This is a genomic window from Pseudomonas asgharzadehiana (assembly GCF_019139815.1).
GTDB classification, from domain to species: domain Bacteria; phylum Pseudomonadota; class Gammaproteobacteria; order Pseudomonadales; family Pseudomonadaceae; genus Aquipseudomonas; species Aquipseudomonas asgharzadehiana.
The window spans coordinates 2,536,205-2,557,144 of the sequence record NZ_CP077079.1; the positions used below are offsets into that span (position 1 = coordinate 2,536,205).

Genomic DNA, 20,940 nt, shown 5'->3' on the forward strand with positions numbered 1-20,940 from the left:
CCGCCCTACAGACGCCATTGTGCGCGGAAATATAATTGACAATTCACGTAATATTCGGTGAGTGTGAAAAAAGCAAAGGGCGCATCGGGCGCCCTGATTGCGCATTTTGCACTGAAGGTGACGTGACATGACCCTGGTGATTGAACAGCTTTCCCTTGGCGGCGATGGGCCGACCGTCATGGTCAAGGACACCATCGATATCGCCGGCTCGCCGACCCGCGCATCCAGCCAGGCCCTGGCGGATGCCGCACCGGCAGCCGCCCACGCCGATGTGGTACAGGCGCTGCTGGACCAAGGCTGCCGCATAGTGGCGAAGACCAGCCTGCATGAACTGGCGTTCGGCACCACGGGCATCAATCACTGGACCGGCACCGCGCCGAACCCGCGTTTCCCTGGGCGTATTCCGGGTGGTTCCTCCAGTGGTTCGGCGGCGGCCGTGGCGGCCGGGTTGGCGGATTTTTCCCTGGGGACCGACACAGGCGGTTCGGTGCGCATCCCGGCGTGTTGCTGTGGCGTGTTCGGTTTTAAACCAACGTTCGGGCGGGTCAGCCGGCGCGGGGTGATGCCGGCGCACAGCAGCCTCGATTGCGTTGGCCCGTTTGCCCCGAGCCTGCCGATGCTGGTTACCGCCATGCAAGCCATCGACGTCACCTTCAAACCTGTCTCGGCGCCGGCTTCGCCGCGCCTGGGCATCGTGGCCGTGCAGGCGAGTGCAGCCGTACAGCGCGTGATCGACGCGGCCATCGCCGGCAGCCGGTTGCCGGGCCAAACCCTTGCACTGCCCAGCCTCCAGGCGGCTTATGAGGCCGGCATGGTGGTGATCAACCGCGAGACCTTCGATGCCTGCGGGCACTTGCTGGCAACCGGCAAAGTGGGCGCCGATATCGCCGCGCGCCTGGCCGCCGCCGGCCACACCACGGCTGCGGCACTGGCGCAGGCCGAGCAGGTGCGCGTGCAGTTCAGTGCCGAAGTCGACGCCGCCTTGCAGTTGGTCGACGTGCTGGTGCTGCCGACTATGCCGGACTTACCCCTGACCCTGGCCGAGGCGGGCGACACCCAGGCGGTGCTGGGCATGACCGCCTTCGTGCGCCCGTTCAACCTGTCGGGGCACCCGGCGCTGAGCATTCCGCTGGCCAGTGCCGAGGGCCTGCCGGTCGGCTTGCAACTGGTCGGGGCCAAGGGCGCCGATGAACAACTGCTGGCCATCGCCGGGCGCTTGCTTGAACGCCTTTACGCCGGGCAGGAGGATTGACATGAACACAGCCGCCCCACGCGCCGATCTGGAACAACGCCTGCGCCGTTTTGAAACCCAGGACAGCGCCCGCGCCTGCATGAACCGCTACATGGTGTTGTGTGATGCCCTCGACGCCCACACCCCGCTCGATGAGCTGGCCGGCCTGTTCACCCGGGACGCGGTGTGGGAGGGCAAGGGCGCCAGGTACGCCAAGAGTTTTGGTGGCTACCGTGGGCGCGAGGCCATTGCGGCAATGTTCGCCGGCTACATGAAAACGCCGGCACACTTTGCCCTCAACGTGCACTTCCTCACCAGTGAGCTGATCGAGGTGCGCGACGATGCGGTCATCGGCAGTTGGGTGATGTTGCAGACGTCGACCTTCGCCAGCGGTGCCTCCCATCTCAATGCGGCGCGCCTGACGGTGCGCTTCGCCGAGGAAGATGGGCACTGGCGCATGGCGCATTTCCAGACCGAAAACCTGTTCGGCCGCCCGGTGCAGGCATGGAACAGCGACGCCGAGCTACCGGTGCCCTCAAGCGCTGACGCATAACCCCGTACCCCAAAACAACGCAGACCCCCTGTGGGAGCGGGCTTGCTCGCGAAGGCGGTGTATCAGTCGACTCATGTTGACGTGATACACCGCCTTCGGGAGAAAGCCCGCTCCCATATTTTTGTGTGTAAAAAATAAGTAATTTTTCGCGGGTTTCATGTTTTATACGGGGTGTTTTGTGTGTTTTTTATTGATTAAAAACAAATAGATATAGTTGTTTGTTCCAGTAATTCCCGCTTTTAATTGCGTGATTAGTGGTGTTGTTTAGCGTGATAAATCAATTGACAATTCACGTATTAAGGACCAGATTCACCGCCAACGGCACCCACAAAAACAAAGGTAATCACTATGCCGATCCATCCCGCTCGTTGCGCGTCTCGCCCCATCTCGACCCTGATTTCCTGCCCAGCCCAATACCGTTCCTGACAACGGAGTAAATGTATGCATTCGCTAAAAAAACCAGCGGTGGGTGCGGTGAGTCCGCTTGCCAGTGGCCCCGCTTTCGAAGCGTTGCTCGTCGATGTGCGTGAACGGGCCCGTACCGGTGAATTCGACCGCCAGCGCCATATCTCGCCGGATGTGATCGAAGCCTTCAAGCATCACGGTGTCTACCGGGCGCTGGTGCCCAAGCGCTTTGGTGGCCTGGAGTGTTCGCCGGCCGAGTTCTGCCAACTGATCGAGCGTATTGCCCAGGCTGATGGATCTGCTGGCTGGGTCGCCAGTTTCGGCATGAGCCCGGTCTACCTCGCGGCACTGCCGCCCGCCAGCATTGCCCAGGTGTATGCCGACGGCCCTGACGTGGTGTTCGCCGGCGGCATCTTCCCGCCGCAACCGGCTGAAACGGTCGCGGGCGGCTTTGTGGTCAATGGCCGTTGGAAGTACTCCAGCGGCTCCCTGGGCGCGGACATCGTCGGTGTCGGCATCGCCCCGAAAAGTGGCGATACCTTCGGCCTACCGCGCATTGCGGTGATGCCGCGCAGCGCGATTCGCGTCGAGCAGACCTGGGACACCGTCGGCCTGCTCGGCACCGGCAGCCATGATCTGGTCGCCGACAACGTGCGGGTCGACGAGCAATGGACGTTCGTGCGCGGTGGCCTGCCGAATCTGGACGAGGCGTTTTTCCGCTACCCATCGCTGTCATTCGCCACCCAGGTGCTCTCGGTGGTCGGCCTGGGTGTGGCGCGTGCGGCACTCGATGCGCTGGCGGACATGGCCAGCGGTCGCGTGTCGGTCACCGGCGCCCCGGCGATTGCCGATCGGCCACTGGCCCAGGTCGACATTGCCCGCGCCGAAGCCGAACTGCGCGCCGCGCGTGCGTTTTTCTACGAATCCATCGACCGCGCCTGGGACTACGTGCTGGCCGGCGACGCGGTCCCCGTGGCCGCGACCAACCTGTTGCGGCTGTCGTCGACCCATGCCACCCGCGTCGCCGCTGACGTGGCGCGTACCGCGCAAATGCTCTCGGGCATGAGCGGTGTGTACAACGACAGCCCGCTGGCGCGCTGCGTCAACGATGCCCAAGTGGTCACCCAGCACGCCTTCATGGGCGACATCACCTATCAGAACGCCGGAGCCATGTTCTTCGGCAAACAGCCTCTGCCTGGCTACCTCTAACCATCGAGAACAAAAAAATGAGCGATAAAAAGACCTTGCGCGTGCTGTTCTGCATGGGCATCAACCAGAACTTTTTCGACGCCCCGCGCGATGAGCAATTGCAGGTGTGGGCAGCGTTCAGCGCCATGTGGAACGGTATCCACGACCTCGCCGGGGTCAAGGTGCTGGGCAACATGGATGACGACCAGAGCATGGTCGGGCCGTCCGATGGCTTCCCCTGGACCACCTACCTGCTGGCCGACGTGCCGGACATCGAGACCGTGCATGCCGCGTGCAACCTGTTTCGCAGCACGCCGGTGGGCGATGGCCCTTACAAGCTGTGGCGCTACACCAAGGTTGAAGCCCGGGTTGGGCGCGAGCTGATCATCCAGCGTACTTGATGCCGACGAGGACACTTCCATGAGCAAGTTGATTCCCGCTGTAAACCTCGCCGTAGACCCCGCCGACCTGGTGCAGGCCGACCGCGTCCACACCTCGATGTACACCGACGCGCAACTGTTCGACGCCGAGCTTGAGAAGATTTTCTACAGCACCTGGATCTGGGTCGCCCACGACAGCGAGATACCCGACAACGGCAGCTACAAGACCACCTACGTCGGCAAGCAGCCGGTGATTGTGGTGCGTGATCGCAAGAAAGACGTACACGTGCTGCTCAATCGCTGTCGCCACCGTGGCGCCACGGTGTGCGAACACAAGAAGGGCAAGACCAACAGCTTCGTCTGCCCCTACCACGGTTGGGGCTACGCACTGGATGGATCGCTGCGCGGCGTTCCGCACCCGGAAAGCTACGGCGACTGCATCGACAAGGCCGAGCTGCCGCTGGTCAGCCTGCGCACCGAAAGCTATGCCGGCATGATTTTCGCCACGTTCAAGGACGATATCGAGCCGCTGGAAGACTATCTTGGCGCGGCGAAAAAATGGATGGACCTGTTCATGAAACAGGGCGCCGGCTACGGCATCAAGGTGCCGGGCGAACACCGCTTCCGCTTCCCCGGCAACTGGAAGATCCAACTGGAAAACACCACCGACGCCTACCACTTCCCGCTGGTGCACAAGAGCTTTTTGTCATCGGTGGACGAACAGACCATGGCGCTGTTCGACTTCGTCAAAGGCCCCGGCTACGTCGAAGACCTGGGCAACGGCCACAGCGTGATGGTGATGATTCCCGACCTGATCGACCTCGAGGCCGACCTGGACAAACCGATCCCCGAGCGTTTCGAAGGGCTGGCGGCCGAGCTGCGCGACGAAGGCATCGACGAGCAACAAGTCCGCCGGATCGTGCGTGCGGTCGGTGGTACTGGCTTCAACCTCAACCTGTTTCCCAACGTCGCCTGTTCGATGGCGTTCTTTCGTGTACTGCAACCGATCTCGGTGACCGAGACCGAAATCCACCACGCGGTGATCACCATGGACGGCGGCCCGGCCGTGGCCAACCGTTACCGCCTGCGCCTGCACGAGCACTTCCAGGGCCCGATGGGCTTCGGCACTCCCGACGACTCCGAAGCCTGGGAACGGGTTCAAAAAGGCGCCGGCGCCGGTGAAGACCTGTGGATCATGCTCAATCGCGGCCTGCCCGGCGAGCAGGCCAGTGAGGACGGGCGAGTGTCCGACGTGAGTGCCGAGACCGGCATGCGCGCCGGGTACCAGCAGTGGAAGAAGATGATGTCGGCCTGACCTGTGGAGAACCTTATGAACCTGCAATTACTGCAAGAAGTCACCGCTTTCATCTGGCAGGAAGGCGACATGCTCGACCACGGTGAATACGACGGCTGGTTGAAGATGTGGACCGAAAAGGGCACCTACATCATTCCGATCAACCCGAAGGAAACCGACTTCGAGAACAGCCTTAACTACGCCTACGACGACCACGCCATGCGTGAGCTGCGGGTGCAGCGCCTGACCGGCGGCGAGTCGATCTCCACCAGCCCGCAACCGCGCACGGTGCGCCTGCAATCGCGGTTCCGCGTGCTGGCCGACGACGGCAACCAGGTCAGCGTGCGCTGTGCGCAGAACGTGCGCGAGTTTCGCAAGGAAAGCCTGAAGTTCTACAGCGCCGACCTGACCTACGACCTGATCCGCAGCGACAGCGGTTTCAAGATCCACCGCAAGGTGGTCAGCCTGATTAACAGTGACGATGCCCTCGCCGGTATCGGCTACATCCTCTGAGGCGCGCCGATATGAACCAGATTGCGTTGGTGACGGGCGCGGGGCAGGGCCTGGGGCAGCATTTCTGTGCCAGCCTGCTGCGGGCCGGGTACTCGGTGGTAATCAGCGATCTCAACCTTGAGGCCGCACAAGCCTGCGCCAGGCAGTTGGACCCCGGCGCAGAGCGCACGCTTGCGTTGCAACTGGACGCCGGCAGCAAGGCCGATTTCGAAGCGGCCCTGGACCAGGTGCTGGTGCGCTTCGGCACGCTGCACGTGGTGGTCAATAACGCCGCGGTGACCAAGACCACGCCGTTGCTGCAGATCAGCCCCGAGGAGTTCGACGCCGTGGTGGGCCTGAACCTGCGCAGCGTGTTCCTCGGCTGCCAGGTGTTGGGCGCGTACATGGCCGAGGCCGGCTACGGACGCATCATCAACATGGCGTCCCTGGCCGGGCAGAACGGCGGTACCGCGACCGGCGCGCATTACGCCGCGAGCAAGGGCGGCATCGTCACGTTGACCAAGATCTTCGCCAAGGAATTTGCCGCGCGCGGGGTGACCGTGAACGCGATCGCTCCGGGGCCGATCGAGTCGGCGGCGGTGCGCGCGGCGATCCCGCCCGAACGCCTGCCGGGCCTGCTGGCCAATATTCCGGTGCAGCGTCTTGGCGATGCGGATTTTCTGGGTGACCTGATTGTGCAGTTGGCACGGCCCGAAGCCTATTTCACCACCGGGGCCACCTGGGACGTGAATGGCGGCCTGTTCATGCGCTGACTGATAACGGCCGCCACGGCGGCCTTTGCGAACTCCATGGAATAACGGCCATGACTGAACAACTGTTGGACGTAGTCGTGCGCAAGCGCGAGCTGCAAGGGGACGGCGTTGTCGTCCTGGACCTGACCCGTCGTGACGGCGCGCCGCTGCCGCTGTTCGATGCCGGTGCGCATGTCGACATCCATATCGGCCCGGGGCTGGTGCGCCAGTATTCGCTGTGCAGCGACCCCGCCGACCCGAGCCTGTATCGCCTGGGCGTGCTCAAAGACCCGGCCTCGCGCGGCGGTTCGGTGGGGGTGCACGACACCCTGTTCGAAGGCCGCGAAGTGCAGATCAGCACACCGCGCAACCTGTTCCCGCTGGCGGCGCAGGCGCGGCGTTCGCTGCTGCTGGGCGGCGGCATAGGCATCACGCCGATGATCGCCATGGCCTACGCCCTGCACGCGGCCGGCAAGTCATTCGAACTGCATTACTGCGGGCGTGAGCGCGGCCGCAGTGCCTTTCTCGCAGAGTTGGCCGGCGCGCCGTTTGCTGCGCAGGTGTTCACTCACTTCGATGATGAAGGCGCCGAACAGAAGCTCGACCTGGCCAAGGTGCTGGGCCGTGGCGAGGCCGGCGTGCACCTGTACACCTGCGGCCCCGCCGGTTTCATGGACTGGGTGATCCAGGGCGCGCGCGACCGGGGCTACACCGAGGCGCACATCCACAGGGAGTATTTCCAGGTGGACGTGGACAGCTCGGGCGGCAGTTTCGAAGTGGTGGCCGCCCGCAGTGGCAAGACCGTACAGGTGGCGCAAGGGCAGAGCATTCTCGCCGCGCTGGCGCAGGTCGGCATCAAGATCGAGATTTCCTGCGAGCAGGGCGTGTGCGGTACCTGCCTGTGCGATGTGCTTGAAGGCGAGCCGGACCATCGGGACGTGTACCTCACGGACGAGGAGAAGGCCGGGAATGATCAAATTCTAGTGTGCTGTTCACGCGCCAAATCCAAAAAACTCGTGCTGGATATCTAAGGGGAACGACCATGGTAGACGTAGGCAGCTTTCGCAATGCAATGGCCATGCTGGGCGGTGCCGTGTCGGTGATCACCACCGACGGCGTGGCGGGTCGGTTCGGCTTTACCGCCTCGGCGGTGTGCAGCGTGACCGATTCACCGCCCACGCTGTTGGTGTGCATGAACCGTTCCTCGCATTCCAACGAGCATTTCAAGCGTAACGGTTCGGTGTGCGTGAACACCTTGTGTGGTGATCATCAGCACCTGTCCGGCGCGTTTGCCGACCGCACGCTGACAATGGATGAACGGTTTGCCGTCACCGAGTGGACCACGCTGGAAAGCGGCGCGCCGGTGATGCTCCAAGCGCTGGTGAATTTCGACTGCCGTATCGTGCAGGTACACGAGGTGGGGTCTCACAGTATTTTTTACTGCCAGATCCAGACCATTCGCCAGAGCGGCGCCGACGAGGGGCTGGTGTATTTCAACCGTGCCTACCACCGTCTGGGCCACGCGTCGAAGGCCTGCTGACGGCATTGTTCGAAGGCTGAAAGTTGTGAGTGTCGGTAAAATATTTTATTGACTAAAGAATAATGCCTGGTTAATGATTGCGGCGCATCTGCTCAAACGCAGAGTCATTTCCAGGGTTATGCCATGGGTCAGAAAATCACGCCGTCACTCGCCAGCCTGTATGCCCAGGCTGCGCAATCCTTAGCCGAGCCTCGCTTGGCACCATTACTGATGCAGGGCTTCCCGGCAGAGCCGAATCAGCGGGTAACGTGGGGCAACTGGATGCGCTCGCCCTACAGCCAATGGGGGTTTCGCAACCTGGCGCGCCTGCGCCCCACCATTGATGTGCAGGCCGGCGCGGCGCCTGCCGGTCCACTCAAGGACGCGCCCACGGCACTGGATGCGTTGTACTTCGACAGTGAATGCGGGTTGAGCATCCGTGTCATCGATCATTTGCTGGCCAGCCAGACCGACGCTTTCTTGGTGATGCAGGGCGACACGGTGTTGTTCGAGCGTTACTTCAATGGCCAGCGCGCAGGTGACCGGCACATCATGTTCTCGGTGACCAAGTCGCTGATCGGTACCCTGGGTGAGCAACTGGTCACCCAGGGCGCGCTCAAGCCCCACTTGCCTGCCGCGTACTACGTGCCTGAATTGGCGGGCAGCGCGTTTGGCGATGCCACGGTGCGTCAGCTGTTTGATATGGCGGTGGGCATCGACTACAGCGAGGTGTATGACGATCCCGCTTCAGAGAGCTCGCAATACGGCTATGCCTGCGGCTTCCAACCGGCACCGGCGCAATACACGCGGTACGAGTCCTTGTATCAGTACCTGCCGTCGTTGCAAAAGCGCGGCGCTCATGGGGGCTTTTTCCATTACGTGACCGCGACCACCGAGGCCTTGGCCTGGGTCATGGAGCGCGCTTCGGGCCAGGCGTGCAGCCAGATGCTGGAACAGATCTGGGAGCGCCTGGGTTGCGAGCGCGACGGCTATTTCATGGCCGACCCGTGGGGGCGCAATGTCGCCGGGGCGGGGTTCAGCGCGACCTTGAGAGACATGGCGCGTTTCGGCCGTCTGCTGGCCAATGACGGGCGTCATGAAGGGGTTGAGCTGCTCTCGCCACACACCGTGGCACGTATCGCCGCCGGGGCCGATCCGGCGATCTACGCGCAAAATACCGAGTTCTCCCGCTGGACGCCGGGTGCGTCCTATCGAAGCCAGTGGTACGTATTCAACGACCACAGCCAGGCCTTGATGGCCGGTGGGATCCACGGCCAATACCTGTTCATCGACAAACCGTCCGGCGTGGTGATCGTCAAGCAATCCTCGCTGACCGAGGCGGTCAGCCCGTTCGATGGCGACAGCGTGCGCATGCTGCGCAGCATCGCCGCCCACCTGAGCCACTGATACACGCCAAACAATAAGAGTCTTGCGTTCTATTCACCTGGCTTGGCCAGGTGTTGGCGGCGCGCTGCGTCGCCATTGACTGCCCTGTAACAACAATAATTCCACAGGAGCTTCTTATGGTTTTCACCCAGCGTTTCTCTCGAGCGCTCTTAGCGTTCGGCTTACCCTTGACCACCCATGTCGCGTGGGCGGGCTACACCTTTGAGGACGGTAACCTCAAGGGTGAAGTCAATCTCACGGCGGGCGGCGCGACGTTGTCTACCCGTGGCGTCAACTTCGGCAGTGGCCGTGTCGATGGGCGCAACGGCAAAAATGGCGGCACCCGGATCAACTGGCAAGAGTTCTACGTAAAGCCGGGGGTGAAGCTCGAGTATGCGTTGCAACCCGATTTCAGCCTGCTGGCCGGCGGTTCCCTGGTGGCGGCCACCACCTTCGGCGACGGCGATGCAGGCGGCTTCACCCGCAGCTCCGACGGCAAGGTCGCCGCCGAAGAACTCTATGCAGGCGTGCGCGCCGGCGAATGGACCTTCACCGCCGGGCGCCAGAACTACATGATCGGTACGGGGTTCATCGTCATGGATGGCAACCTCGACCAGTTCAAGGACGCCGCCTACTGGCTGGGCCCGCGCACGGCCTTCGAGGATTCGGCGATCCTGGCCTGGAACCACGGCGCGCTGAAGTCGCAGGTGTTCACCTTGCGCACCGATGATGACCTGGGCGATTTCCGCATGACCGGCGTCAACCTCGATTACAACCTCGCTGACCAGGTTACGCTGGGCGCCATGGCCATGAAGGTCAACGCCCTGGGGCCCAAAGGCAGCACGCTGCCGCGTCGTCGCGACGGGATGCAGGTGTACAACCTGCGGGCGCTCAATGCCAAGGTGCCCGGTGTTCAGGCATTGACGTTGAATGCCGAATACGCCCTTGAGCGCGGCAGCGGCGAGGGTGTCGATTACGCTGCCAACGCCTGGTACGGCCAGGCCGACTATGCCTTCAACACGTTGCCGCTGACGCCGGTGATCGGCTATCGCTACGCGAGTTTTTCCGGTGACGACAACCTGGCCGATAACCGCCAGAAAGCCTGGGACCCGCTGAGCAAAGGCTTCGTCGATTGGAGCACGTGGCTGGTCGGTGACGTGGTCGGCAACTACTTGCTGTTCAACAGCAACGAAAATGTCCAGCAGTTCTCGCTCAAGACCCACCTCAACGAAACCCTGACCCTCGGCGCGATTCACTACCAGTTCTGGCTGGATGAAAAAAACTACATGGGCGCGGCGGTCAGTGACCGGCGCTTTGCCGACGAGAGCGTGATATTCCTCGACTGGACGCCCACGCCGTCGTTCTATACGTCGCTGTCGTATAACTGGGTCAAGCCACTGGCCGCTGCCAGGCAGGTATTCGGCAACGACCAGAAGTTCAGTGCGTTGGAGCTGTATTTCACCTATCGCTATTAAGTGCTGCGAGCCATCGCGGCCGCGCTGGAGTGTTTTCATCATGAATGGTTTTTTGCGTAACACCTTGCTGGGCACGCTTGCTTCGCTGTTGATCAGCGGTTTTTGCCTGGCCGAAGAACGAACCGTGCGCATCTACAACTGGATCGAATACCTGCCGCCTGACGTACTCAAGAGCTTCCAGGAAGAAACCGGTATTCGCCCGATTTATGACGTGTTCGACAGTGCCGAAACCATGGAGTCCAAGCTGCTGACGGGCAACTCGGGATATGACGTGGTGTTCCCCGGCACCGCCAACCTGGGGCACTTGATCAAGGCCGGTGCCGTGCAACCGCTGGACCGCCGGCAGTTGCCGAACTGGCAGCATCTGGACCCGCAGTTCATGCAATCCCTGGAGGTGGTGGGCGACACCGGCAATCGTTATGCCGCGCCCTACCTGTGGGGCACCACGCTGATCGGCTACAACGTCGACAAAGTGCGCAAGGCGTTGGGGCCGGACGTGCAGATGAACAGCTGGGACATCATTTTCAAGGAAGAAAACCTCGCCAAGCTCGCCAGTTGCGGCGTGGGCTTTCTCGATGCCGGTAATGAAATCCTGCCGATTGCCCTGCACTACAAAGGCCTGGACCCCAACAGCCAGAAACGTGAGGACTACCCCCAGGCCCAGGCCTTGATGATGAAGATCCGGCCCTACGTGACCTACTTCAACTCGTCGCGCTACGGCATGGACCTGGCCAATGGCGATATCTGTATCGGCGTGGGCTGGTCCGGCGGTGTGGCCCTGGCCACGCGCTTGGCCGATGCCGCCGGCAAGGGCGTCAAGGTCGCGATGGCGCTGCCCAAGGAAGGCGCGCCGATGTGGTCGGACGTGATGATGATCCCGGCCAATGCGCCCGACACTGCCGAGGCCCACGTGTTCATCAATTACATCCTGCGCCCGGACGTGATTGCGCGCATCAGCAACCAGATCGGCTACCCCAACCCGAACAAGGACGCCACCGCGTTGGTGGATGCCGGCATTCGCAACAATCCCAACATGTACGTGCCGCAAGAGGCCCGCAAGACCCTGTTCGCCCTGGAGCCGGTGCCCTCCGCGGTGGAGCGCATCCGCAACCGTACCTGGACCGCCATCAAGACCAACCGCTGAGCAGCGCGGCTGACGGGGTGGGTCGCGGATTCATCCATGTAGGAGGGGGGGCTGTGGTGGTCAGGGACGGCCGAGCAGGTGGCTTATGGCGTACCTGCACCGCTGAGCCCCCAGAAACAGCACAAGTTAAATGTGGGAGGGGGGCTTGCTCCCGATAGCAATGGGTCAGTCAGTACATGGGTCACTGACCTACCGCTACCGGTATCAGGCCTGCATGCCATAAAACAGCAACTCGGTGATGCGCCTGACCTGCAAGGAGTGCGCCTCGATATCCGGCTGTTCCTGGTTGACCAGCCTGAACAGTTGCAGGTGTGAGTAGTCGTTCAACAGGAACGCGGCCAGTTCCACATCCAGTTGCGGGCGCAGTTTGCCGGCTTGCTGCAGTTCCCGGAGCAATTGGCTGATTTCGGCCCTGAGCGCATCGTTCATGGCCCTATAGCCTGCGGGCAATTCATTGCTGCCACCGAACAGGATCAGCGGCAGCAGTTCGCGCCAGAGGCTGGGGTGCATGACCTCCAAGGCGTAACCGGTCAACAGCCGCTCCAAATGGCACATCGCATCGACCGGGTCCTGGATGTCCTGGATCAGGCTGCGGGTGTCGCTGATGGCGCGCTGGTCGGCGTTGTGCAGGATTTCGAGGATGATTTCCTGCTTGTTGCCGAAGTACTTGAACACCGTGGGCGGCGACACGCCGGCCTGGCTGGCGATCTGTTCGATGGTGGTGTTCTGGAAACCCTGGCGCTCGAACAGTTCGATGGCTGCCTGGCTGATGGCTTGCCGTCGTTCGGCTTTCTGACGTTCACGCAGTCCGCTCACGGGAGGTCCTTGTCACGAGGAAAAAGAGGGCGCTGGTCGCCCGTTACCCCAGCAAAATACTTAAATGGGTAAAGCTTTTAAAGCACTGATTGTCGGGCAGCGCGCTTGCCTGCGCAAACTCAGCGGGTTTGGCGCTGATGTTTCTTCAAGCGGTAGGCAAATTGGGCGCGGCTCAGCCCCACCAGCCGGGCGGCGGCGGCCAGGTTGCCGGCGTTGCGTTGCAGGGCTTCGTTGATCAGGCGAGATTCAAGGCCTTCGATGGAAAACCCCTGGTCCAGTTGGCCAAGGGTGTCCAGCAGTGCGGGGCACGCAACCGGGCCGCTGTTCGACAGGCTGCCGTGATCGTCCAGGCTGTACGCAGCGGCGGGCAGGGCTTCGTTGCGAAACAGGTGCACCAAGTCGATGGCTTGGCCCTCATCGCTGGCGATCAAGCCGCGCTCGATCAGGTTTTGCAGTTCGCGCACATTGCCCGCGAAGTCGTAGCGCAGCAGGACTTTCAGGGCGCGCATGGTCAAGCCTGCGTGCGTGCGTGCATATTCCTGGCAGAACCGTGTGAGGAACGCATTAATCAACAGGGGGATGTCATCCCGGCGTTCGCGCAGTGGCGGCAGGGCGATGGGGTAGACATTCAACCGGTAGAACAGGTCTTCGCGAAACGTGCCGTCCGCCACCGCTTTACGCAGATCAATATTGGTGGCGGCCACCACCCGCACGTCTACCTTGATGCCGCGCACGCCGCCGACGCGTTCGATCTCGCGTTCCTGCAAGGCCCGCAGCAGTTTGCTTTGCCCGGCCAGGCTGAGGCTGGTGATTTCATCCAGGAACAACGTACCGCCCTGGGCGCGCTCGAAACGCCCGGGACGCGAATGCGTGGCGCCGGTATACGCGCCGCGCTCCACACCGAAGAGCTCGGCCTCGATCAGGTTGTCGGGGATGGCCGCGCAATTGAGGGCCACGAATGGGTTGTCGCGGCGGGCGCTGAGTTGGTGCAACTGGCGCGCAAACATCTCCTTGCCCACGCCGGACTCACCGCTGATCAGTACCGTCGCCGGGGTCAGCGCGACACGTTGCAGGGCTTGGGTCGCGGCGTTGAAGGCGGCGCTGGCGCCAATCAGCGGTGGGGGCGCATCAAGCCTGCTGCCCTCATTGAGCGGTGGGGTGGGCGTGGTAACGGCGGGGCTGGTGATGGGTTGGGATACATTCAGGTAGCGCAGGTCCTGTTCCACGTCGCCCCATTGTTCGGCCGTCTTGCCGATCACCCGGCAACTGCTGTGGCCCATGCCACGGCATTGCACTTCGCGAAAAATCACCATTTGCCCGAAGAGGCCGCTGACGAAACCGATGGCATAGCCTGTTTCCGTCCAGCACACCGGGTCCTGGCCGATGCCATAGGCGCTGACATGTTCGTCGGCCTCGCACGAGTGGTGCCACAGAAACTCGCCTTCATAGAACCCCGAGTCAGCGTCGAATTTGAAGTGCAGCGGCTCTACCTTGGTCATGCCTTCCAGGGTATGCAGGTGCGTGCCGGCGCGAAACACCGCAGCGGCATCGGCCTGGGGCCAGCGTTCACGGATCAGGCGCGCATCGCGCAAGCCCGAGGCGTAACCGGTGCGTGTGAACAGGCCGCGCGCCTGCTCCAGCCCGAGTCTTTCGATGACCTCCCCGCGCAGGGTGCCGAAGGCGGAACTGTGCAGCAGCAGCATGCGTTGGTCGTTGAGCCAGATGCGTCCGTCTTCGGGCGAAAAAAACAGGCAGTCGGTCAGTTCCGCCGGCGTCGGCGAACTGTTGTCGCTGAGTTGGCGGCTGTCGCCACGCGGATGATAGGGCGCAGTGGCCGTCGGATGTTCAGGCACAGCGCCGTGGGGATTAGTCATTGTTATGCCCCTGCAAAGCGAATGATCGATATGAGTAACCGCTGAGATAGTTATTAAACATAACCTTATCAATTGAACAAGTGGCAAGGCTGCGGTTTTTCTCGGCGCTGGGCGCGGCGTGCCTGGGCAGTGTGCGGCAGGCCCCGGCCTAGAGCCTTCGCCGGCGGATGCTCCGGCCGGCGCGTGCAAACGGCACAGCCTTTGCTCAAGGCTTGAGGCGGCGTTTGCACCCTGTGCGGACGATGACAATTACAAGAACCGGAGTTGCCATGTCAGTGTCTGAAACCACCCACCTGCTACAGCGGGCCATTGAGTCCGAGTGCCTGTTCAACGGCGCTTGGATACCCGCCTCGGGGGCTGCGGTCCCTGTTATCGAGCCGGCCACCGGCGAACCCTTGATGCGTTGCGCCATGGCCAGCCCCGCCGACGTCGCCATTGCCAGCCGCAGCGCGGCCCTGGCCCAACCGGCATGGGCCGCCCTCGGCCCACGGGAGCGCGCCGAAGTGTTTCGCAGGGCGGCCGATCTGGCCCAGCAGTCCTTTGCCGAACTGGCGCTGTATGTCGCGCGGGAAACCGGGGCGGCGCTGTTCAAGGGCGAACACGAAGTGCGCGAGGCGATTGTGCTGCTGCATCAGGCGGCGGGGCTGTTGTCCCAACCCCATGGGCTGGTGCTGCCCAGTGCGGCGGGACGCTTGTCGTATGCGCGGCGCCAACCCCATGGCGTGGTCGGGGTGATTTCCCCGTTCAACTTCCCGTTGGTGCTGTCGATGCGTTCGGTGGCGCCGGCCCTGGCCGCGGGCAATGCAGTGGTGCTCAAGCCGGACCCGCAAACCCCGGTCAGCGGCGGGTTCCTCATCGCCCGGCTGTTCGAGGAGGCTGGCCTGCCCAAGGGCCTGCTGCACGTGTTGCCGGGTGCCGCGCCGGCGGGCGAGGCACTGTGCCGCGACCCCAATGTGCGGATGATCGCGTTCACCGGCTCCACGGCGGCGGGGCGCAAAGTCGCCGAGGTGGCCGGACGACACCTGAAAAAAGTCGCGCTGGAATTGGGCGGCAAGAACCCGTTGATCATCCTCGAAGACGCCGACCTCGACCTGGCCGCGAGCAACGCCGCCTGGGGCGCCTGGCTGCACCAAGGGCAAATCTGCATGGCCACCGGGTTGATCCTGGTGCATGAATCGATTGCCGCCAGCTTCACGCGCAAGCTGGTGGACAAGGCTCGGGCCCTGACCGTGGGCAATGCCGCCCGTGGTGAAGCCGCGCTCGGCCCGTTGATCAACGCGCGCCAATTGCAGCGTGTACACGAGATCGTCAGCGACAGCCTGCAAGCCGGTGCGCGGCTGGAAGCCGGCGGCGAATACGACCAGTTGTTTTACCAGCCCACCGTGCTCAGCGGCGTGCGGCCGGGCATGCGCGCCTTTGAAGATGAAATATTCGGCCCGGTGGCCACGCTGGTCAGTTTTGCCACGGACGAGGAGGCCATCGAGCTGGCCAACCGCACGGAATACGGCCTCTCGGCCGGCATCATCTCGCCGTCGGTGGGGCGTGCCATGGCCATCGGCGAGCGGCTTGACGTCGGCTTGCTGCACATCAACGACCAGACCGTGGCAGACGAATGCATCAACCCCTTCGGTGGGCGCGGTGCGTCCGGCAATGGCGGCAGTGTCGGCGGGCCGGCCGACTGGGACGAGTACACCCAGTGGCAGTGGGTCACCGTGAAAAACACTGCGCCGACTTACCCTTTCTGAGCCCCGGCTCGCGGTTTTGATGCACCCACGCCTATACAAAAACAAGAGGGCTTGACTATGAACCTGCACAACAAAACCCTGGTCGTCACCGGCGTCGCCTCAGGCATTGGCGCCGAGTTGGCACGGCTTGCGCGCTTCCAGGGCGCCACGGTCATTGGTGTCGATCGCCATGAACCGCAGTTGACCCTGGATGGTTTTTTTAAGGCCGACCTGGGCGACCCTGCCAGCATTGATGCCTTGGTGACGCGCCTGCCGGCGCGGGTCGACGCGCTTTGCAACATTGCCGGCGTGCCCGGCACGGCACCGGTGCAAGCGGTGGCCAAGGTCAATTACCTGGGGCTGCGCCATCTCACCCAAGCGTTGTTGCCCCGCCTGCCGGTGGGCGGCAGCATCGTCAATGTCGCCTCGGTCCTCGGCGCGCAGTGGCCGCAACGGCTGGCGCAGCACAAGGCGTTGGCGGCGACTGCAAGCTACCGCGCCGGGCAGCAATGGCTCAACGACCATCCGGTCGAGCAGGCTAGCTGTTACCAGTACTTCAAGGAGGCGCTGATTGTCTGGAGCTTTGCGCAGTCCCAGGCCTGGTTCCGCGATCACGGTGTGCGCATCAACTGCGTCGCGCCGGGGCCGGTGTTCACGCCGATCCTCGGTGACTTCGTCAGCATGCTCGGCCCGGAGCGGGTGGCCCAGGACAGCCGGCGCATGACTCGCCCGGCCATGGCCGACGAGGTGGCGGCGGTGATTGCCTTCCTCTGCTCGGACGCGGCGCGCTGGGTCAACGGCGTCAACCTGCCGGTGGATGGCGGCTTGGCGGCCACCTACGTGTAGGCCTTGCCACCCCGTTAAGCCCCGGTGCGCAGCCAACGCGCCGGGGGTCTTGAACAACAACAAAAATACAGGACATACAAGATGCTCAAGCCTATCTTGCGGACGGTTGCGGCCACCACGTTTGTCGCGCTGTCGTCGACCGCATACGCCTACGACCTGCCAGGACTTAACCTGGGCAGCACCAGTTTCTATGATGGCTCGCCGGCACCCGCCGGGCCCGGTTGGTACCTTGAGGAATACCTGACGTACTCCCGGGCCAGCCGATTCAACGATGCCCACGGTAACAAGCTGGCGCTGCCCCGCCAGGACGTCGAAGTGGTGGCGCCGACCACGCAGATCATTTACGTCGGCCAACCCCTGGCCAACGGCGCGATGCCGGGCCTTACCCTGATCAATACGTCGCTGGCCCATGTGGATGTCGATGACGGTCTGGACAATGCTGCGCTCAGTTCCCGCGCGGGGTTTGGCGATGTGGTGATCGGGCCTTTCCTGCAACTGCCGACCATGAGCCGCGCTGACGGCAGCCCGCTGCTGACCCAGCGTGTCGAGGCCGACATCTCGGTGCCGGTGGGCGCCTATGATCGCAAGCGCTCGATCAACCCCGGCAGTAACTTCTGGTCATTCAACCCGTACTACGCAGCCACCTACTGGTTCAACCCCACGTGGTCGGCCAGTGGGCGCTTCATGTACCTGTGGAATGGCAAGAACGATGAGCCGGCGGCCGGCTTTGGCGATGTCTCCAGCACCCAGGCCGGCCAGGCGTTGCACGCCAACCTGACGTTGCAATACGCCGTGAGCCAACAGCTGAGCGTGGGGTTGAACGGCTACTGGTTGAAGCAGATCACCGACACCAAGGTTGATGGGGACGCGGTGAGCGGGCGTCGCGAAAAGGTCTGGGCCATCGGCCCAGGCCTGGTCTACGCGTTCAACAAGGAAAACGTGCTGTCAGTGAACGCCTACTTTGAGCAGCAGGCGCAAAACCGTACCCAGGGCAACAAACTGGTGCTCAACTGGCTGCATCAGTTCTAGAGGTCGAGGTACCGGGCAGGTTCAGGGGCGCCGTACGCACCATCACGCTGATGATGGTGAGTGCGGCAATGACCACCCCTGGCGAAGTCGCCAGCAGCACGCCGGTGGTACCGGCGCCCGCCGCCAGTAATTGCCCGGCTGCCAGCGGCCCGGCCACCGAGCCCAATCGCCCGATGGCCACGGCCGCCCCGACACCCGTGGCGCGCACGGCAGTGGGGTAGGAGGGCGGGGCGCTGGCGTATAGCACCAGTTGCGCGGCCATCACGAACAAACCGGCGGCGAAGCCCGCGATGGCCATGGGCACGATGCCCACCGACAGGCCGACACCCGCCAGCGCGCCCAGCAAACCGACGTATACGAACACCACCACCTTGAGCGCATTGCAGCGGTCCAGCAGCACGCCGCCGAGCAGCGAGCCCAGGGCGCCGCCGATATTGAACAGCATCTGCACCATGCCCGCCTGGGGTTTGCTGAAGCCTTGTTCCAGCAACAACGACGGCAGCCAATTGAGCAGCATGTACATCACGGTCAGGGTGAAGAAATAACTGAGCCACAACGCCAGTGTGGTGCGCGCGCGACCTTCGCCGAACAGGGCCTGGCGGGTAGAGGCGCGGGCGCCGGGCGTGGTGGGCGATTGTTGGCGAAAGGCGCTGGATTCAGGCAGCAGCAGGATCATCAACGGCACGGCCAGCAAGGGCGCGAGGCCACCGATGATAAACGTGGTTTGCCAGTGTTCACTGGAAAACATCGCCACCACCGCCGCCAATGCGCCGCCCAGCGGTACGCCGCAGTACATCACGCTGATGGCGGTGCCGCGGTTACGCTCGCTCACCGCTTCGGCGCACAGGGCGATCAGGTTGGGCAGCGCAGCACCCAGGCCCAGGCCGGTAAGGAAGCGCACCAGCAACAGGCTGCCGTAGCTGTCGACAAACGCGGTGCTCAGGGAGAACAGCCCGAACAGCAGCACCGCCATCACCAGGATTTTCTTGCGGCCGATACGGTCGGCGATCCAGCCGCCAAAGAACGCGCCCGGCAGCAGGCCGATGATCCCGACGCTGAACACCCAGCCAAGCATTTTCGGGTCGAGGGCAAAGCTGTGGCGCAACCCTGCGGCGGTGGTGCCGGCCGCTTGCAGGTCGAAGCCTTCGATCAGCGCAACGATAAAACACAGAGCGATCGTCAGCGTCGAACGACGCGATGGACTGTTCATGGGCAAACCTCATTGTTGTTTTTGTTGTGGCGAGCCTGGCCGGCCGCTGGCAATTAAGATAACAAATATAACTATAAAAAGAAGGGCGGCGGATCTGCGCACGCCATCATGAAAAGAGCCGTCTACCCCGGCCGTTTGAGATTAGCGCGCGTAGGAAAATGCCAAATAGATACGTTTATTAATGTTCGATTATCGGTCAGTGGCTGTTGACGAGTGCCGCCTGCTGTTTCCATTCTCTATTCGCGAAGCCGCTTGGACCAAGCGCGTGCCGCCCCGAAAACAACAACAAAAAATGGACATCGAACATGCCGAAACTTCCCACCGGCGCCGTTGCGGCCGCCTGCTGTGTGCCTCACAGCGCTCCACGCCTGATCAGCGCGTTGCTGATGTTGAGTGCCCTGCCAGCGCCGTCCTGGGCGGCGGGCTTTATCGACGACAGCCATGGCACCCTCACGCTGCGCAATTACTACCTGGACCGTGACTACAAGGACGACGGCGCCAAGACCGCCGCGCGGGAATGGGCGCAGGCGTTCATCCTCAACCTGGAATCGGGGTATACCCCTGGCCCGCTGGGCTTTGGCCTGGATGTGCGTGGGTTGATGGGGGTCAAGCTGGACTCGTCGCCGGACCGCAGCGGCACCGAATTATTGCCGGTGTCGGCCGGCGACAAGCGTGCCGCCGATGAATATTCGCGCCTGGCGCCGACGGCCAAACTGCGGTTTGCGCAAACCACGGTGAAGGCCGGCGACGTGTCGATCTTCCTGCCGTTCGCGTTTGCCAGCCCGTCGCGCCTGCTGCCGCAAACCTTTCGCGGCACCACCTTGAGCTCCAAGGACATCGACGGCCTGACGCTTAACACCGGTTACATCGACCGCATCAACAAGCGCGACTCCACCGACTACCAGGCCATGACCATTGCCTCGCCCAACCGGCGTTTCAATGCCACGGCCACCACCTCGCACCTGGCGTATGTGGGCGGCGATTACCAGGTCAACAAGGACCTCAGCCTGCGCGCGTACCACGCCGAAGTGGCGGACCTGTACCAGCAGGACACCCTGGCGTTGCTGCACAACCTGCCGGTGGGCGATGGCGTGTTCACCAGCGACCTGCGCAGTTTCTTCAGCCGCGAGGACGGCAGCGCCAAGGCCGGCAAGGTCGACAACCGCAACCTCTCGGCGCTGTTCGGCTACCGCCTGGGCGGCCACCGGGTCAGCCTGGGCTACATGCGTTCCAGTGGGGAGACGGCCACGCCCTATATCTCCGGCACCGAATTGATGGGCATGAGCGAACTGACCATGAGTTCGGACTTTCTCAACGCCAAGGAGCGCACCTGGCAGGCCATCTATGACTATGATTTCGCCGCGTCGGGCGTGCCGGGCCTGAAGACCCGGCTGCGCTATGTGCGGGGTGACAACATTGAGCTGGCAGCCTTCAATGCCGAGGAGCGCAAGGAGCGCGAGTTCCAGATGGAACTGGGCTACGTGATCCAGAGTGGCCCGCTGAAAAACCTCGGGCTGATGGCGCGCAAGTCGATCTACCGTAACGACTTCCCTGGTGGCGCGGCGTTTCGCGATGAAAACCAGACCCGCTTCCTGGTGCTCTACACCGTGGCGCTGTGGTAG

At 63.0% G+C, this 20,940-nt stretch carries 19 protein-coding genes; 16 read left to right on the plus strand and 3 right to left on the minus strand.

From position 1 onward, the window contains the following. Positions 1–127: 127 nt before the first annotated feature. From KSS96_RS11735 to KSS96_RS11790, 12 genes are all read left to right on the plus strand, one after another. Positions 128–1,252 (plus strand): amidase, encoded by a 1,125-nt coding sequence (locus KSS96_RS11735; protein WP_065878578.1) that lies wholly within the window; start codon positions 128–130, stop codon positions 1,250–1,252. 1 nt (position 1,253) lies between these two features. After that, the gene (locus tag KSS96_RS11740) at positions 1,254–1,784 is read left to right on the plus strand and encodes a nuclear transport factor 2 family protein (protein ID WP_017528256.1); all 531 of its coding nucleotides are present in this window, start codon (positions 1,254–1,256) and stop codon (positions 1,782–1,784) included. Between the two features lie 441 nt (positions 1,785–2,225). Then, on the plus strand, positions 2,226–3,398 hold the full coding sequence (gene iacA / locus KSS96_RS11745) for an indole-3-acetate monooxygenase (protein ID WP_065878576.1): 1,173 nt from the start codon (positions 2,226–2,228) through the stop codon (positions 3,396–3,398). A gap of 17 nt (positions 3,399–3,415) precedes the next feature. Next, on the plus strand, positions 3,416–3,778 hold the full coding sequence (locus KSS96_RS11750) for a hypothetical protein (protein ID WP_017528258.1): 363 nt from the start codon (positions 3,416–3,418) through the stop codon (positions 3,776–3,778). 19 nt (positions 3,779–3,797) lie between these two features. Next, a complete protein-coding gene (locus tag KSS96_RS11755; RefSeq protein WP_017528259.1) occupies positions 3,798–5,072 on the plus strand; it encodes an aromatic ring-hydroxylating oxygenase subunit alpha in 1,275 nt (424 codons plus the stop codon). 15 nt (positions 5,073–5,087) lie between these two features. Next, positions 5,088–5,564 carry an aromatic-ring-hydroxylating dioxygenase subunit beta gene (locus KSS96_RS11760; protein WP_017528260.1) on the plus strand — a complete coding sequence of 159 codons (477 nt, stop codon included), beginning with the start codon at positions 5,088–5,090 and terminating at the stop codon, positions 5,562–5,564. 11 nt (positions 5,565–5,575) lie between these two features. Then, positions 5,576–6,316, plus strand: coding sequence for an SDR family NAD(P)-dependent oxidoreductase (locus KSS96_RS11765; RefSeq protein WP_017528261.1), 741 nt, complete (start codon positions 5,576–5,578; stop codon positions 6,314–6,316). A 50-nt stretch (positions 6,317–6,366) separates the two neighbouring features. Continuing rightward, complete coding sequence (locus KSS96_RS11770; RefSeq protein ID WP_017528262.1) at positions 6,367–7,326, plus strand: PDR/VanB family oxidoreductase; 960 nt, start codon at positions 6,367–6,369, stop codon at positions 7,324–7,326. Positions 7,327–7,337: 11 nt separating this feature from the next. Then, entirely contained in the window at positions 7,338–7,835 is a 498-nt protein-coding gene (locus tag KSS96_RS11775; protein ID WP_017528263.1) for a flavin reductase, read from the plus strand. A 123-nt stretch (positions 7,836–7,958) separates the two neighbouring features. Further along, entirely contained in the window at positions 7,959–9,221 is a 1,263-nt protein-coding gene (locus KSS96_RS11780; RefSeq protein ID WP_065878574.1) for a serine hydrolase domain-containing protein, read from the plus strand. A gap of 116 nt (positions 9,222–9,337) precedes the next feature. Then, positions 9,338–10,675, plus strand: coding sequence for an alginate export family protein (locus tag KSS96_RS11785; RefSeq protein WP_017528265.1), 1,338 nt, complete (start codon positions 9,338–9,340; stop codon positions 10,673–10,675). A 40-nt stretch (positions 10,676–10,715) separates the two neighbouring features. Then, positions 10,716–11,819, plus strand: a complete 1,104-nt coding sequence (locus tag KSS96_RS11790) for a polyamine ABC transporter substrate-binding protein (RefSeq protein ID WP_017528266.1) — start codon at positions 10,716–10,718, stop codon at positions 11,817–11,819. Positions 11,820–12,023: 204 nt separating this feature from the next. On the opposite strand, the gene KSS96_RS11795 is transcribed toward KSS96_RS11790, so the two are convergent. Together KSS96_RS11795 and KSS96_RS11800 are read right to left on the minus strand one after the other, a co-directional pair. After that, positions 12,024–12,635 (minus strand): TetR/AcrR family transcriptional regulator, encoded by a 612-nt coding sequence (locus tag KSS96_RS11795; protein WP_017528267.1) that lies wholly within the window; start codon positions 12,633–12,635, stop codon positions 12,024–12,026. A gap of 119 nt (positions 12,636–12,754) precedes the next feature. Beyond that, positions 12,755–14,509, minus strand: coding sequence for a sigma-54-dependent Fis family transcriptional regulator (locus tag KSS96_RS11800; RefSeq protein ID WP_217856333.1), 1,755 nt, complete (start codon positions 14,507–14,509; stop codon positions 12,755–12,757). A gap of 269 nt (positions 14,510–14,778) precedes the next feature. Here KSS96_RS11800 and KSS96_RS11805 point away from each other — a divergent pair, with 269 nt between their 5' ends. From KSS96_RS11805 to KSS96_RS11815, 3 genes are all read left to right on the plus strand, one after another. Beyond that, positions 14,779–16,254 (plus strand): benzaldehyde dehydrogenase, encoded by a 1,476-nt coding sequence (locus KSS96_RS11805; protein ID WP_017528269.1) that lies wholly within the window; start codon positions 14,779–14,781, stop codon positions 16,252–16,254. Between the two features lie 57 nt (positions 16,255–16,311). Further along, the gene (locus tag KSS96_RS11810) at positions 16,312–17,079 is read left to right on the plus strand and encodes a coniferyl-alcohol dehydrogenase (protein WP_017528270.1); all 768 of its coding nucleotides are present in this window, start codon (positions 16,312–16,314) and stop codon (positions 17,077–17,079) included. A gap of 81 nt (positions 17,080–17,160) precedes the next feature. Beyond that, the gene (locus KSS96_RS11815; protein ID WP_065878564.1) at positions 17,161–18,108 is read left to right on the plus strand and encodes a SphA family protein; all 948 of its coding nucleotides are present in this window, start codon (positions 17,161–17,163) and stop codon (positions 18,106–18,108) included. On the opposite strand, the gene mhpT is transcribed toward KSS96_RS11815, so the two are convergent. Further along, positions 18,086–19,318 (minus strand): 3-(3-hydroxy-phenyl)propionate transporter MhpT, encoded by a 1,233-nt coding sequence (gene mhpT, locus KSS96_RS11820; RefSeq protein ID WP_135196984.1) that lies wholly within the window; start codon positions 19,316–19,318, stop codon positions 18,086–18,088. The two genes, KSS96_RS11815 and mhpT, sit on opposite strands and share 23 nt — an antisense overlap. Positions 19,319–19,623: 305 nt before the next feature. On the opposite strand from mhpT, the gene KSS96_RS11825 reads away from it, so the two are divergent. Beyond that, the gene (locus KSS96_RS11825) at positions 19,624–20,940 is read left to right on the plus strand and encodes an OprD family porin (protein WP_065878560.1); all 1,317 of its coding nucleotides are present in this window, start codon (positions 19,624–19,626) and stop codon (positions 20,938–20,940) included.